Below are 15789 nucleotides of genomic sequence, written 5' to 3' on the forward strand. Positions count from 1 at the left end.
GCAAGTTATATCTTTATCATATTTCTTAAATAAAAGTTATTATCAATAGCCTATATAGCTTAATCGAGGATCTTGAAAAACTGAAGTAATCATATTAATCAATTTGTTGATGTCAAAATAAGAATAGTTTGTGTGATGGACCAATTCGATTTTGAACTCATTAAATTGTTTGTCTAGCTTATGTAGTTTAATTTTGTTTTTTATCTCATTACTAATTGAACAACGTAATACTAATGCGATTCCTTTTCCTAATGCTATATTTGAAAAAAGTACAGGATAAGATCCACATTCAATTACTCGTTCTGGTTTAATATTACAGGCATTAAATAACATTTCGAAGTTTCGTTTTGATGTTGCGCATTGTTTACTACTGACCAAAAAAGTTTTGCCATCAAGATTAGCAATATTGGTAATTGTTGGGTGACTTTTATCTGTTGCTATAACGAGTTCCGATGCAAGTAGTATTTTAGTTGTATGTTTTTCGTTTGAAAAGCCAGAACCAATAATTACAATATCAAATTTATTTTTATCATAAGCATTGAGTAAACTGAGAGTATTGCCGATGGTAATATTAATATTTAATCCGAGTTCTTGCCCTAAATTAATTAAGGACGTAATGATATAAGGAGGTAGGCATTCAATTATTCCAACATTTATATTTGCATAATTTTCTTTGGTATTGGCGATATTTTTTTTGCAATCGTCCGCTAACTTTAAAATTTTGAGTGCATATTCATACAATATCAATCCTTGTTTAGTTGGAATGCATCCTCCAGTTTTTCTGTCCAACAAAAGGGTATCAAGATTGTTTTCAAGACTTTGTATTCTATGAGAAATACTCGATTGGACACGATTCAAACGCTCAGCAGCTAAGGTTATATTACCTGTTTCTACAACTATTACGAACGCTTGAAGTTCACTTATTTTCATTTAACACCTTATGTTATAAATCAATTTGATATAGGGACTAATAGATAGTTTTTTGATTTGTGAATAATTTTCAAATAATTATATTTAAATAACAATGTTCGAATTAAGAATCATATTGTAGTCAAACTAATATGTACTGCATTTTCAGTTTAGAGCCAACACTATTACCGAATCAATTATATAAAAGAGGATATGATTAAGGCATCTATATTTTCGATAAGGTATTCGGTTTTATTCATTGGTTTTCTTGTATTGTAATAAATATAATTTTTAGCAATAAATTCATTTAATTACTTTATAGCAAAATGGTTACACAATCAAATGACTGAACATGATTTTAGATCTTCTAAACAACGCATATCGTTTGTTAATGTTGTGTATCCAAATAGGCTAGTGATAATACGGCAATTCAATATAAATACTTATTAAAAAGATAAATTAATATGATAAACAACCATACACAAGAATTTGGTAGTTCAAGACCTTATTTTGCTACAGCAGCAATTTTAATCGGCGTCGGGATGTCGGCATTAGATGGTTCAATTGTGAATATTGCATTACCTTCTATTGTTAATGTAGTAGATATTGAGGTGTCATCAAGTATTTGGATTGTTAATAGTTATCAGATTGCTAGTGCTGCAACTATGCTAATTTGTGCATCATTATCTTCAAGGGTTGGAGAAAAACTTTTTTTTAAATTAGGCATGTTGTTGTTTACGCTCTCATCTTTGGGTTGTGGTCTTTCGTCCAACTTCTCAATTCTTGTTGTTATGCGAATGATGCAAGGAATAAGTTATGCAATGATGATAAGTGTTGGGTTAGGTTTATATCGAACTATTTTACCGGCAAATATGTTAGGAACAATATTAGGATTAAATGCAATGGTCTTTGCAGTAGGTACCGCCATTGGGCCTGCATTGGGAGGCTTTATTATTTCATATTTAACTTGGCCTTGGCTCTTTTATATCAACATTCCGCTAGGTATCCTCGCTATAACACTTTCTTTTGTTTTTTTAGGCAAAGATAGCGAAAAAGGAAAAGGATTTGATTGGTTAGGCGCTATAAGCTCGGCAACTGCATTAGGGTTAACTGTAATTGCGGTTGATCAAATAGGACATTGGGATAATAAAACCCTTATATCTTGTATTTTTGTTGCGATAATTTTATTTATCATATTCATTAAAGCTCAACATCATGCAAAATATCCATTATTGCCTTTAGATATATTTCATTCGAGGATATACAGTTTTGCTGTAATTTCTTCAATTCTAATTTTTATCGCTCAAGGGATAGCATTGGTCAGTTTACCATTTATATTACAACATACTTATGGTTACTCAGTACTTGAATCCGCATTTATGTTTACTCCATGGCCTATAGCTGTAGCCTGCTGTGCACCACTAGCTGGAATACTTTCTAATCGTTTTAATCCAACTAAAATATCTTCAATTGGTGCAATGCTTTTTTGTTTAGGGTTAAGTTCATTAGCTTTTTTATCTGAAACTGTATCTACAATTAATATCCTATGGCGAGTCGCTATTTGTGGAGTTGGCTACGGTCTGTTTATTCCGCCAAATAATAGAGAAATGTTTACTAATGTTAAACATAATCGAACTGTTATTGCCTCAGGAATGTTGTCTACAGCCAGAACAACTGGTCAGTCAATTGGTGCTGCTATTGTTATGGTAATAATAATTTCATTAGAAGTTGATAAAGGAATAGATTTTAAACGATTTGTTTTTTATGCTTTTAGTTGTGCCAGTTTTATTGCCTTATTTTCATTTATTGCTAGTATTTCACGCATCCACAAAATAAAGTAATCAAACACTGAACACTATTATTTATTTCTAATCATTAGGTTAATAACAATAATACTTATTAGAGCCAATAAAAAGGCAATTAAATAATTAAAATAATCTGCAATTGTCATTGAAATAGAGGAACCAATTATTTCAGAGAATAATAAGCTGCTCTGAAAAATAGCATAATCTGTAGCGGTTTGTTTTCCTTGCTTGGCAAAAATCATCGTGATGGTATAAATACTAACATTAATCGTTCCTATACCAATACCTAAAATAGTCATCATAATGGTAGTCGTCATAGGATTAATATAATCAGGCATATAGTAAAGTAAACACCAAAACAGAATTAGGAAAAATGATAAAGAAAAACCAAATTTAAGCGTCTGATAAGGGTGTTTAGTTTTTAATAAATAGGCTGCAATGGCACAACCTAAAAGCATAGTTAAATACCCACCAATACCGGTATAGATACCAACATCACTCACAGAGAACCCATGATCCAGTGAAATAAATTTAGTTGTGGTTAAAATTACCGAACCAGCAAAAGGTATCATGATCGCAAGCAATAGCATATGGTAAGCATTTTTTCGTTTAAAAAAATTGTTGATTCTTGCGCGTGAATTGGATCGTGAATTGTGGCCTAAATTGGGCTCTGTCCATATAGTGAGTTGTAGAATCGATACAAAAATAATCACAACTAACAATAAGATACTATAGGTTTTTCCTAAATAATCATAACAAACGGTTACACCAGCCCCACCGATAAGCATACCAGTAATATTGCCCATCACTTGAATACTATTTATCTGGCTAATCGTATTGTTTTGCGATAAATCAGCTGCCAGTCCATCAGTTGCAATATCGAGTGTTGCAGAAACGATACAGGATAAAATAATAACTAGAAGAAGATAAGTAGTAGTTTCTGATGTAAAAGGGGTGAAGGCGATGATGGTTATAAGTATTGCTAATAAACATTGCATAGGCAGTAACCAGCTTTTCCGATAGCCAATTTTATCTATCCAGTGATTTTCAACTATTGGCGCCCATAAAAATTTAACGACCCATGGTAAACCAGCTAGCGGAATCATTGCTATTACAGCTAATGAAACACCTGAATCACGTAAGAGGATAGGGTAGGCGTCAAAAGCTAATCCGACGGGAATTCCTTGTATAATATAGAGCTGTGCAATAATAAATAAAAAATAGTTTTTTTGTTTATCTGCGGAGATGGTTTTATCGTCCATGGGGTGTTTTATAAGCTTCTATAATAAATATATTATAAATTCTATGCTCCAAAGGATATTAGCAGATAAATGGTAGCTTTATTTTGTTGTAAACGCAAATGATATTTGTTATCGTTTATTTGTTTGGAGGATATATGCATTTGGATAAATTACCCAATAATAAAAAAAACAGTTCATTCATTGAGTTACAACCTGGTTTAGCGGTATGTGTGAATAGTGCCGATGATCTAAATGCCATCGATATCAGTAAAGCATTTCCTAGTAGTGATAAATGTTTATGTTTTAATTGTCAGTTACAAGGTAAATTGAGTATGCAAGTTAAAGATAGGAAACTTGTTACCCATAAAGGGGATTTGACTTTCGGCTTTGCTGATGGTGAGACATTTCATCTACAGCACTCTAAAGATTTTTGTAACGTTGAAGTTATGATAATGCCTGAATTATTGGATGTTTTACTCGGCGAAATGGATTTTCAATTTTCTAATCTGGATAAGAAAGTAAATTTTTTCCTGCATCATCATCCCATTCATCAAAATAGCAATGTATTATCTTGTGCTCGCGAGCTATTTTACTTGATGCAAAACACGGACCAATCAAATCGATTATTAGTCTATGCCCATGTATTAAAATACTTAAATTGGTACTTCAAATCTTTTGATAATCATTTAGGGCGTCAAGAATTTACCCAATGGGAGTATAAACAATTTAATGATGCACGTGACTATTTAATCAGTGATTTAACCAATCCACCAACCATTGATTGGTTAGCCAAGCAGGTTGGTCTTAATCATAGCAAGTTAAAAAAAGGATTTAAGCAGATTTTTGGTAAAAGTATATACGCCTATTATTTGACGGAAAGAATGAATAAAGCTAAACAATTATTAACCGAAAATAGTGTTACTGAAACAGCAATCATATTGGGATATAGTAATATTAGTCATTTCAGTTCTGCATTTAGAAAACAGTTTGGGATATTACCTAAAGAGATACGCCGTCAGTATTCGTCTAAGTTTCTCGAATAGTGACGGCATGGTTAATCTATTGTTTAACTGATTTAAAGTGTATCCCTTTAAAATTGAGTATTGTTAATAGTTATAAATAAAACCAACTCCTAACGTTCGGCCTCTACCAGGTGATCCAATTGTTGCATCTGGACCATCATGAGACAGCGCCGGAATATGATATCCCCATAAATCATAAGATTTATTTAATAGATTATCACCCCATACATAAAATTCAGCATTTTCAGTTTTAACGGCAATACGAGCGTCAAGTTTGTTATAAGCTTTTAAGCCAAATTTATTTTGCACATCAGCTTGGCGAGAACCAATATAACGATCGGTGATTTGGGTTTCTAATGATATTCCTGAAGCTAAATTAAGTGGTATAGAGTGTAGAATGGTTAAGTTAGCATTCCAATGCGATGTATCCGGCACTTCGTTATGTTTTTTTACATGAGCTAAACTTTTGTTAGGCGTACCGACTATTTTTGCATTAGTGTAACCTATGCCGCCGGTAAAGTCTAAGTTTCCAGGTGCTTTCCAAAAACCATCTAGCTCTACACCATAACTTCGGATATCATAATTTTCAACCACAGAGACAAATGTTGCTGGATTATAAGCCATTAAATGTTCACGTTTAGTATCGTTATAAAATAATGCCGTGTTTAATCCTACAGTATTATTTTCAGTCTTTAATCCAATTTCATAAGCGTTTACATACGCTGATTTATAAGCTTGATCCGAATGACCTAAAGTAGCGAAATCCGTACCTTCATCATTAAAACCACCAGTTTTATATCCTCGTGAATAAAGACCATACAAGGTTGCATAATCATTAAGTAAAAAGTTCAAACCTAGTCGGCCAGTGGTAAAATTATCGGTTATTTTTTGCTTATCAAAAGCCAAGGTTGGTTTATTTTTATTATTTTCAGCATAAATTGAGTTAGCTAGCCATTTTGCATGATAATTCTTCTTTTCGTAAGATTGACGAAGACCGGCTGTTAATTTGAGTTTTTCTGTAACAGGGTAGGTGACTTCACCGAACACACCGACATTATCTGTTTCAAATTGTCTTCTAATGTTAGCATTCAATGCATTACTTGGATAAAACACATCCATAACATCATAAGTATTTCTATGACGATCATTGGTATAGTAGTTTATACCTGCTACCCAAAATATTGGTGCTTCAGGTTTAGATGAAACTCTAAATTCTTGATTGAAAAGATTTTCTTTGGTTAAATAAGACCAATTAGATGGTGGTGACATACCGCTCAAATGGTGGTACAACCTACCTTCATAAATTGGTGATCTTTTGTCATTTTTACTATACGAATAACCGGTAATAGAACTCAATAAGCTATTATCCAACTCATGTTCCACTTTAAAATTGAAACGATAAATATTTTTATCATTCTTATCGCTGCTATTAGGAATGTTAATTTTTGGATGGTGACCGTATGGACGCATCATATACATATCGTCCATACCCATAGCCTCTTCTATTTCGGTAATAAATGAGATAGAAGTGAGTTCGGAAGCTTCCCATAATAATGTGCCTCTAGCGATTTTATTTCTAAGAATACTCACCGGTTTATGGTCATTAACATTTTCTAGAATGCTATCTGCTTCATCATAACGGACAGCAAAACGGCCACTTAACTGCTGGGTTAAAGGACCACTGATGACACCTTCCGTTAATATTTGATGGTCTTGTCCAAATTCGGTTCTAAAAGCTGATTCAAAATAGCGAGTTGGTTTTTTCGAAATAACGTTGATTGCACCTGCCTCGCTATTTCGGCCAAATAATGTACCTTGAGGGCCTTTTAGTACTTCGACACGCTGAACATCAAGTAAATTTAAGGTCGTATTACTTTTTGATTGAGGCATCCCATCCACGTTAATACTAACCGAGCTGTCATCGCCACTCATAGGTAATACAGAACCGACACCACGCATTCGAATAGATTTCGCTGCCCCCATATTACTAATTACTTGTACGCCAACGGTATCGTTTAAAGCTTTTTCTAAAGTTGTTTCCCGTCGGTCAACTAGTTTTTTATCGTCAACAATATTGACCGTAAATGGAATATCCTTGGCAGACTCTTTTACATGCCTAGCAGTAACGATTAATTGTTCTACTTGATCACTATCGTCTTTTTTTTCAACTGTATCTGCCATTGTGTTGAACGATAAACAGAAAATACCGGCCATTAACCACGATGAATTAATAATGCTTTTGTTAGAATAAACTAAGGCTTTATTAGTTATTTTATTGGTGAAAACTAATTTGTATCTCATACTTTTTTCCTAAATTCAGCCATAACCCAAATAAGCAATAGGGATATATTTTTGCTTCATTAATAAATTGATTATTTAACGTGCTACTTAATTAGCAGCATTGATATGTTTAAATAAGAATAATTATCATTTATAATGTAAATGTTTTGCTAGGAAAGGACTCCCCATATTGGGCAAAAATAACCGAATCAGGTCTGTTTTTTGCTAATTTCACTGTTTTTTTATTTAATCAATTGATTTATATATGAGATATTTTGGGTTATTTACTAAAATTTTATGCTTATAAGTATGATATTGCGATATGTTAGGTTGAATAATCGCATCATTTGAAACTATCATTTAAATAACAAAAAATTATCTCTCATATCTAATATTCTTAACTTTGTCACTATATGTTATTTAGCATTTACTTCGTTATTCTAAATTAGTTGCTAATCATTCTCTGTTACAAAGTTATTCTTATAAATTATTTAGTATCTACAGCTATATTTGATTACTGACCTCTGATATGCCAGCATCATGATAAACGTCTTGCATCAACTGATTTAAATATGGCTATGAAATATGTAAATAAGTGATCAAAATCAAAATATTTAATATTCCAATTAATCATCTAAATTTGCACAAAAAAACATCTTATTAACCTTTGGTAATAAAGGTTAAGCATATTGTTTGAAAAATGGTTCAATACATATGTTATTTTCCTTAATTCATTTAATATCAATAAATTAAATGAATTTCTCATGATGAAAAAACAAATGTTTGATAGGTTTGACAATAATTTTGCAATATGATAAAAGATAGCAATTGATAATAGTTATCAATATCATTAATGGCCAATTTTATCTGTTTACAGATAAGTAAAATTTTTAAAAAAAGTAAAAAAAATGGCTATTTAACAGAATATTATTGAATAAAAAACGACAAATAAAAACGTTGAGGATGATGTTTTTGGGACGTCGGTAACAATTCAGAATTGTCTAACATATTTCAGCGAGAGTTTCACACTTATTTTCGACTGATTGGAATATACGGTTGTTTTGTTTTACTCAATAAAACGAACACACTAACAAACCAAAAATCGGAATTTTGGGTTTGGTATCAGCTGGTCATTAATATGCAGCAATATGTGAATAACATAATAACAATAGGATTTGTACATGAAAAGTTTGAAGTCTAAATTAAGTTTATTTAGTTTGTGCATGATTAGTGGCTATAGCGCGGTTAGTATGGCAAATGAGATCAGCAATAAGACAGAAACACAACAACCTGATGATATAATCATTGTCGTCGGCGAAAGAGTTGACCGCAGCGAGGTTGAAACCGGTTCAAGTGTTAACATTATTACCAATAAAGAACTAGAGCGTCGTCCAGATCTGTACTCTTTAAATCAGGTATTAAAGGAAACACCTAATATCATAGATACAGGACTGGGAAACGAATTACCCACAATCCGCGGTATTGAAGGTTCGAACTCGCCTGGTTCTATGGCATTCTTTACCGGTGCCCGCCCTCGCTTTAACGTTTCAATCGATGGCCGTACCTCAAACTATAACGAATTGGCTTACGGTAATAAATCATTATGGGATATGAAGCAGATTGAAGTGTATCGCGGTCCGCAAAGTTATGCGCAGGGGCGTAATGCTATTGCCGGATCGGTGGTTATGCAAAGTAACGACCCAGTCAATGAATACGAAAGTGCAGTAAAGTTTGATTACGGTAATCAAAACCGTCGCCAGTACGCAGCGATGCTTTCCGGGCCTGTACTTAAAGATGAATTATTATTACGCCTGAGTATGGATCGACAAGAGCGACAGTCATCTGAACATCTTGCTGATTATTATCCGGCAGGTAACTCGCGTAAATTTGAAGCAACTACAGTGAGAGCAAAGCTTTATTGGTTACCATCAACACTCCCTGATTTTTATAGTCGCTATACGTTTTCCCATATTGACTCGCGAGCGCCACAGGGCGAGTTCAAGCCACGTAATAAGTCTGAAACTTACCGGGCAGTATTCCAAGTACGTTCAGCGAGTAATATTTGGGATATTGGTTATCAAATAAATGATGCTTTAGAATTTGAAAATAAAGTTATTTATTCAAACTATATTCAGGATCGTTATGCGCTTTCCTCCGGAGGACCAGCTCGGGTTGAAGGTCATGAAGTTCAGGTTGAGCCAATATTGAGATTCAATTCTGGAGATTATCGCGGTTTAGTCGGTTTGTTTTATTACAACTCACCTCAAGATGAATCGGTGCTATTACTTAAGAAAAACAATTATCACGATAAAACTGAAACTAAAGCGATATATGGCGAAGTAACGTTTAACCCTCTAGAATATATTGAAGTAAATATGTCTGCTCGCTATGAACAAGAGGATCATAAACGTAACGGAGGAAAACTCTTTGTTGTGAACTACAAAAGTAAAGAAAAGGAATTCCTGCCTAAACTTGACGTAGCCTATCTTTTTAACGACGCTCATCGCATAGGTGTCAAGGTAGCACGCGGTTATAACCCAGGAGGTGCCGGAATCTCATTTATTCCACCTTTTGCAACATATGAATACGATACTGAATATGTGTGGAGTTATGAGTTGTATCATCGTTGGATTTCACCAAACAAGCGCCTAAAACTTAGTACCAATCTATTTTATAATGACTATAAAAATTTACAGCTTCCTTATTATAATATTTTTGGTAGCCCAGTAATTGATAATGCCGATAAAGCAATGACTTATGGTGTAGAGTTTAATCTTAATTGGCAAGCAACAAATGATTTAAATCTTTTTGCAGGCGTAGGGTTGCTGAAAACTAAAATTAAAGAATTTTCAGGGAATCCAAATTATAAAAATAATAAACTCAGCCGTTCTCCCGGTTATACATTCAATATAGGTAGTTATTATACATTGCCTGCGGGCTTTGAAATTGGAGCTAACTTAAATTACACCGACTCTTATTACTCATCCGTATCGAATAGTAAAGATTCAAAAACTAACGGATACTCACAGGCAAACGCGTATATAACCTATAACTTCAAACATGGCAATATAAAGCTCTATACCGAAAATGCATTTAACTCTGATAAAAAAACTAAAATTATTGATGGTGGGTATACAACTTATCAACAGCCACGTATGGTGGGAATTTCTACAGAGCTGAGATTTTAACAACGATAGTCGTTGTATAATTATCAATGTGATTTAAGGTTAAATTATATGAACAACTCAAATAATACTGGAATCCTCCAGTATTGGTATAACTGACTAGATTCTATTAATGGGACCGTTATGCCTACTTTGCCAGTATAGTTCGCTTAGCAAAGCAAAAAACTTAAGCAAAGAAAAAATTTCGGCAGTAAAAAGGTTAACTTATTGCAAGAGAAAGCAAAGGCATTCGAGGTTAATATGTTTAGTTGCGATAACCTAGAGATTGTTTCTTATTACATGATAGATATAGGCTAAGGATACACTTAATTATGAATCACACGGATATATTTCTGCCAGTAAAGAATAAAGTATCTCATTCAATATTTTTGGCATCAATTGCTCAGGTGCTTAAACTGAGTATCTGGTTAACGTTGATCTGGGTTTTACACCAATTGATGTTGGATGCTAGCGTCTTCCCGGGATTGCCGATTGTCTCTCTACTTGTTCTGAGTATTCTTTTTTATACGCTGAGAACTTATGCTCACGATAAGTCTCACTATGCGGCATTTGAACTAGAAAAAATATTACGAACTAGGCTTATCAAAAAGATCAATCAATTGCCAATTGAAACGGTTAGAAACATGGGCAACGGAAATCTTGTCAAAACATTAATTGATGATATTAAAGAATTACATGCCTTTGTGGCTGATGCTCCGCCCTTAAAAGCCGAGGCATTCGTTACGCCAATTTTTACCTTGCTGGTTTTATTTATCTTTAATTGGGTCTTTGCAAGCATTGTATTTGCCATCACTTTAGTTACTTTTCTACTGCTGAGTTTTATCATGAAAAAAGCTAAGCTTTTAAAGGAAAGCTATAATAATGCAACTATTCAAATCAACAGTAAAATCATTGAATATATTCAGGGAATGAGTGCGGTAAGAACATTTGATGCCGGGGAGGGAGCATTCGGTCAATATCAAAAAGCACTGGAAAACTATAGCCAGGTGGTCTTTCATTGGTTGCAATCTATGCGATTGTCTACAAAAATTGCTCGCAGCCTTTTCTCCGCTATGCCGATGAGTATCATATTAGTTGTTGGATTGAGTTTAGCCCAACTAAATGACCAAATCTCATTTATCACGACGTTCTGTTTTTTATTGCTGGCGATCGGTATTGCAGAAAGTGTTCATCCAGTGATGAGTCTATTTCAGATATTACAAAAGTCAAAGGCAGCAATAGAAAGGATATTTGAAGTTGAAAATCTACCAATTTTAGCGACGCCTTCCAACCCACTATTACCTGATAATAATGAGATAATTTTCAAAAACGTTGGGTTTTGTTACCAGAATTCTGACTCTGTTTTATCCAATATCAATATCAAAATTCCTGAAAATTCATTTACCGCTCTTATTGGTACATCTGGTTCTGGTAAGACAACGCTAACAAATCTCATTCCACGCTTTCTTGATGCAACCTCTGGAACGATAACTTTAGGTGGAGTTAATATAAAAGAGATTGAATACGCTGAACTTATGTCGAGAATCTCATTTGTTTTTCAGGATAACTTTTTATTCTCATGCTCGATCGCAGATAACATACGCTATGGGTTAGACGATATCTCTGATGAAGATGTTATTGAAGCCGCCAAAAAAGCTGAAATTCACGACTTCATTTTGACACTTCCTCAACAATATAACACTCTGGCAGGAGAAAGAGGGCAGTTATTATCCGGTGGTCAAAAACAGAGAATCACCATTGCCCGAGTTTTTTTACAAAATCGACCGATCGTTATTTTAGATGAACCGACGGCTTTTTCTGATGCCCGAAATGAAGCATTATTGTTAAAAGCCTTTAACCGTTTAATTGATAGAAATAAAACTGTCATTATGGTAACCCACCGCTTATCGACGATTGTCAATGCTGACCAAATAATATTATTGGATAAAGGGATGATTAAAACTCATGGAACACATAATGAATTAATCGAAAATTCAAGTGATTATAAATTATTATGGCAAGAGTATAACAAAGCAAAAGATTGGTCGATTCCAGTCAATAATTTGGCTGATGGAGAAAAGTGATGAAAGAATATATTAATACAGACACACGCACAACAAAATCATTGCTGAAAACGTATATTGGCTTAATCAATGCGGCTGGTAAGCAAAAGAAAATATTGATCCGCAGTCTGATTTATACTGTGATATCCTCTTGTCTATTTGGCGTTTCGTTGGTTTTACTATATCCCTTATTTGCATCGCTAGAAGCCAAAAGTGTTACAGCAACAGTTACTCATTTAATTATTGTCGTTGTTCTATTGATAGGTAGTTTTATTTTTAAGGTGCTTTGTGAACGCTATGATGCGGATGGTTATTCGACGTTGGCAGTTACCGAGCTAAGGGAAAAATTAGGTAACAAGCTAAGACATATTTCCTTAGATTATTTAAGTCAGTTTAGATCTGGGGAAATAAATTACCTTATGATGCAAAGTGTCAATGAAGCGGCAGTATTTACATTTATGCTACTCAATATCATTATTACCGGCGTGGTTGTACCACTATCAGCTGCAATCGCCTTGTTCTTTTACAGTTGGCAACTTTCTTTGATGATGCTTTTGGTCTTTCCAATGGCAATTCCACTTTACCTGTGGCGTAGGAAGGCCTATCGCAGAGGTTTTAGCATTCTGGCAGAGGCCAATGCCAAATTAAAAGGGGAAGCTGTTGAGTTTGTACAAGGACTTGATGTATTGAAATCCACAGGCCAAACCGAAGAGAAGATGACAGAATTTATTAAGGTAACAACAGATGTGGCAAATATACTGCGTATTGGCACGAAAAAAGGCGAAAAACCTAACTTAATTATCACCATTGTAATTCAAGTTGGTTTGATCCTTATCATCTCGTTAGGTGCGTATTTGGTGAATGCTGCGACCATTTCCTATCTCTTACTAGCCAGCGTGTTATTAATCGTTGCTCGTTCCACGGATGTATTAAACTATTTTGTACAAATGTCATCGATGCTTGAATCATTGGTTATAGGGTATGAAAAATTGCAGGAACTGTTGAATGCTCCATCATTACCTGAAAAAAAAGCAGAGATTATGCCTGAGCACTATAATATTGAATTTGAACGAGTTAACTTTTCGTACCGAGGGCAAGACAAATATGTTCTTAAGGATATATCCCTTCAGATCCCAGAAAAAGCATTAACCGCTTTGGTCGGTGCCAGTGGTTGCGGTAAGACTACAATAACCAAGCTTATTCTTCGGTTTGCTGATGTAAAATCAGGAAGTATTAAAATCGGTGGTATTGATATTCGAGATATGTCTCAAAGTCAGTTAATGAGTCTAGTCTCTGTAGTATTTCAGGATGTCTATTTGTTTCAAGACACCATTATTAATAACATTAGAATGGCAAAATTATCCGCTAGTGACGAGGAAGTCATCGAAGTTTGTAAACAAGCAAATTGCCACGAATTTATCCAGAATTTCCGCGACGGTTATCAAACACAACTCAATGATATTGGCAAAAGTCTCTCTGGTGGGGAGAGGCAGCGTATCTCTATTGCCAGAGCCATTTTGAAAAATGCACCTATTCTTATCCTCGATGAGCCAACTGCCGCTCTCGATACTGAGAATGAACTGGCAGTGCAAAAGGTGATTAATAAGCTAGTGCAAGGGAAAACAGTATTAGTTATCGCTCATCGACTTTCTACTATCATCGGTGCTGAGCAAATTGTAGTAATTGATAAAGGCGAAATTGTGGAAAGTGGTACTCACCAGCAGTTATTGCAACAAGATGGAATTTATAAAGAGTTTTGGCATCTTCAGCAAAATTAAACTCATCTGTTGCATTAATGTGCTGTTACCCATAGCGAGTTACGAAGTGTAAACAGTCTGGAGCTCATAAAACGGTACATAACCGGTAAGTTGTTATGGGGAGCATGTTGGGGCATGGTCAGTAAGTACAACAATCATATTGTACATACTCTCTTCATTGAATTCATTCATTTTTTGAATAAGTATCTCCATCTGATATGAATTTTTTATATTCATCTTCAAAATCGATGAAAGATACAATTTTGTATTTTCCTTCGTTATGTTTATATAACAATGCCCACCAATGGAGATGGGAATTATTATTTTGTATTTTGTGTAGTACGCCATTTTTTTGAAAATAAAAAATAGCTTCATCGTTCTTTATTAAATATGGTTTATTAATAGATTTAAGGTAATTATAAACTAAGAAGAAGTAATAATTAGCGTCATCGGCTATAACATAGAAATCATCACCCATATTAGTTTTTAACTTATTAATTGTATTTTCACTGGGAGTGACTAATATAACTATATCTTTGTCAAAAATAATTTTTGTTTTTTTCTCGAATAGTATTAAATTATTTTGTCCTGCTAAAGCCGCGTGGAAAGAAAAAAATATTAAGCAGAAAAATATAAATAATGTTTTTTTCATAATAATTAAAGCCCCCTTCTAATTGTTGATTTATCTGGATATGATAGCAATCATTTTCAATTAAAGCATGATCTGCTTAAGCCCTTATTTGAGCTAAAAATTGCTTAGAATCAGTTAATCCAGAATTGACATCATGCTAAACATATATAATTAGTCTATCATCAAAAAGTTAATTTTTATTGTAAATCTCTATTTATCAATTAATAACATATTTAAATTTTTTCTTCCTTTTGAGGTAATTGTTAATTCACGTTTATTATCTTCTTGTTTAAACCATCCTTGTTGTAGCATTGATTGCAGTATTAAAGTCCCTAAGGTGCCACCAATATGATCCCGATGTTCTGTAAAATCTATACAGCGCTTGCCAACACAAGCTGTGTTAGATGTGTTAAATAATAACTTATGTTCATTAAAAAAGATTTTACATTTTTCAGTAACCACAAAAAAATTGTCTTGTATAACAATAAATTCATTATTAATAAATGATTGGGTAAGTGCTACAGACCATGAGCCAGCTAAATGTTTATAACATGTTCTTGCCTCTTTAAATTTTTCTTTAGTTTTAGAATTAGATAAAAATAAGCAATCATTTGGCGGAATAATGTTAAACGTTGATTCTATAAACGTTGCTGTATCTTGATTTTTTATTTCATAGTAGCGGTGTTTACCACATGTCCTGTGATGGATAAGTGCAACATCTTCTAATTTTTTTAAATGAAAACGAGTAGCTTGTGGTGATAAATTCAGTCGATTTGCTAACCATGAGGCTGAAAGCGCTCTACCATTCATTAATTCCGTAATAATCATAATTCTACTGACGTCAGACATTGCATCCGAAAATCGTATTAAATCCTCACAATATAATTTACTCACTTTTTAGAATCTCCAAAAAAAGT

The 15789-nt window shown here is 33.8% G+C and carries 10 protein-coding genes; 5 read left to right on the forward strand and 5 right to left on the reverse strand.

Annotation, left to right across the window (positions count from 1 at the left end; all coding sequences use genetic code 11):
• Window positions 1-42 precede the first annotated feature (42 nt).
• The gene (locus tag H3U96_RS00845; RefSeq protein WP_198195300.1) at window positions 43-930 is read right to left on the reverse strand and encodes a LysR family transcriptional regulator; all 888 of its coding nucleotides are present in this window, start codon (window positions 928-930) and stop codon (window positions 43-45) included.
• Window positions 931-1373: 443 nt separating this feature from the next.
• On the opposite strand from H3U96_RS00845, the gene H3U96_RS00850 reads away from it, so the two are divergent.
• Entirely contained in the window at window positions 1374-2750 is a 1377-nt protein-coding gene (locus H3U96_RS00850; RefSeq protein ID WP_198195301.1) for an MFS transporter, read from the forward strand.
• A 17-nt stretch (window positions 2751-2767) separates the two neighbouring features.
• Here the strand turns inward: H3U96_RS00850 and H3U96_RS00855 are convergent, their stop codons facing one another.
• Window positions 2768-3976 carry an MFS transporter gene (locus tag H3U96_RS00855; RefSeq protein ID WP_198195302.1) on the reverse strand — a complete coding sequence of 403 codons (1209 nt, stop codon included), beginning with the start codon at window positions 3974-3976 and terminating at the stop codon, window positions 2768-2770.
• A gap of 134 nt (window positions 3977-4110) precedes the next feature.
• Between H3U96_RS00855 and H3U96_RS00860 the strand changes: the two genes are divergently transcribed.
• Complete coding sequence (locus tag H3U96_RS00860) at window positions 4111-4998, forward strand: AraC family transcriptional regulator (RefSeq protein ID WP_165755101.1); 888 nt, start codon at window positions 4111-4113, stop codon at window positions 4996-4998.
• Between the two features lie 63 nt (window positions 4999-5061).
• Here H3U96_RS00860 and H3U96_RS00865 read toward each other — a convergent pair whose 3' ends face one another.
• Window positions 5062-7278: a TonB-dependent receptor gene (locus H3U96_RS00865; RefSeq protein WP_086360976.1), complete on the reverse strand. Its 2217-nt coding sequence runs from the start codon at window positions 7276-7278 to the stop codon at window positions 5062-5064.
• 1160 nt (window positions 7279-8438) lie between these two features.
• Here H3U96_RS00865 and H3U96_RS00870 point away from each other — a divergent pair.
• From H3U96_RS00870 to H3U96_RS00880, 3 genes are all read left to right on the forward strand, one after another.
• Window positions 8439-10445 carry a TonB-dependent receptor gene (locus H3U96_RS00870; RefSeq protein ID WP_198195303.1) on the forward strand — a complete coding sequence of 669 codons (2007 nt, stop codon included), beginning with the start codon at window positions 8439-8441 and terminating at the stop codon, window positions 10443-10445.
• Window positions 10446-10753: 308 nt separating this feature from the next.
• Window positions 10754-12505 (forward strand): ABC transporter ATP-binding protein, encoded by a 1752-nt coding sequence (locus H3U96_RS00875; protein WP_198195304.1) that lies wholly within the window; start codon window positions 10754-10756, stop codon window positions 12503-12505.
• Window positions 12505-14262 (forward strand): ABC transporter ATP-binding protein, encoded by a 1758-nt coding sequence (locus H3U96_RS00880; protein WP_198195305.1) that lies wholly within the window; start codon window positions 12505-12507, stop codon window positions 14260-14262. The genes H3U96_RS00875 and H3U96_RS00880 overlap by 1 nt, the downstream gene beginning before the upstream one ends.
• Window positions 14263-14425: 163 nt before the next feature.
• On the opposite strand, the gene H3U96_RS00885 is transcribed toward H3U96_RS00880, so the two are convergent.
• Window positions 14426-14893, reverse strand: coding sequence for a hypothetical protein (locus tag H3U96_RS00885; RefSeq protein WP_065578782.1), 468 nt, complete (start codon window positions 14891-14893; stop codon window positions 14426-14428).
• A 189-nt stretch (window positions 14894-15082) separates the two neighbouring features.
• On the reverse strand, window positions 15083-15766 hold the full coding sequence (locus H3U96_RS00890; protein WP_081298879.1) for a helix-turn-helix transcriptional regulator: 684 nt from the start codon (window positions 15764-15766) through the stop codon (window positions 15083-15085).
• Between the last annotated feature and the right edge of the window lie 23 nt (window positions 15767-15789).

It is taken from the genome of Gilliamella sp. M0364 (genome assembly GCF_016100565.1).
GTDB classification, from domain to species: Bacteria; Pseudomonadota; Gammaproteobacteria; order Enterobacterales; family Orbaceae; genus Gilliamella; species Gilliamella apis.

What these genes read in the sequence shown, in the direction of transcription:
- H3U96_RS00845 (WP_198195300.1), bottom strand. Translation starts at nt 930, where the DNA reads ATGAAAATAAGTGAACTTCAAGCGTTCGTAATAGTTGTAGAAACAGGT.
- H3U96_RS00850 (WP_198195301.1), top strand. Translation starts at nt 1,374, where the DNA reads ATGATAAACAACCATACACAAGAATTTGGTAGTTCAAGACCTTATTTT.
- H3U96_RS00855 (WP_198195302.1), bottom strand. Translation starts at nt 3,976, where the DNA reads ATGGACGATAAAACCATCTCCGCAGATAAACAAAAAAACTATTTTTTA.
- H3U96_RS00860 (WP_165755101.1), top strand. Translation starts at nt 4,111, where the DNA reads ATGCATTTGGATAAATTACCCAATAATAAAAAAAACAGTTCATTCATT.
- H3U96_RS00865 (WP_086360976.1), bottom strand. Translation starts at nt 7,278, where the DNA reads ATGAGATACAAATTAGTTTTCACCAATAAAATAACTAATAAAGCCTTA.
- H3U96_RS00870 (WP_198195303.1), top strand. Translation starts at nt 8,439, where the DNA reads ATGAAAAGTTTGAAGTCTAAATTAAGTTTATTTAGTTTGTGCATGATT.
- H3U96_RS00875 (WP_198195304.1), top strand. Translation starts at nt 10,754, where the DNA reads ATGAATCACACGGATATATTTCTGCCAGTAAAGAATAAAGTATCTCAT.
- H3U96_RS00880 (WP_198195305.1), top strand. Translation starts at nt 12,505, where the DNA reads ATGAAAGAATATATTAATACAGACACACGCACAACAAAATCATTGCTG.
- H3U96_RS00885 (WP_065578782.1), bottom strand. Translation starts at nt 14,893, where the DNA reads ATGAAAAAAACATTATTTATATTTTTCTGCTTAATATTTTTTTCTTTC.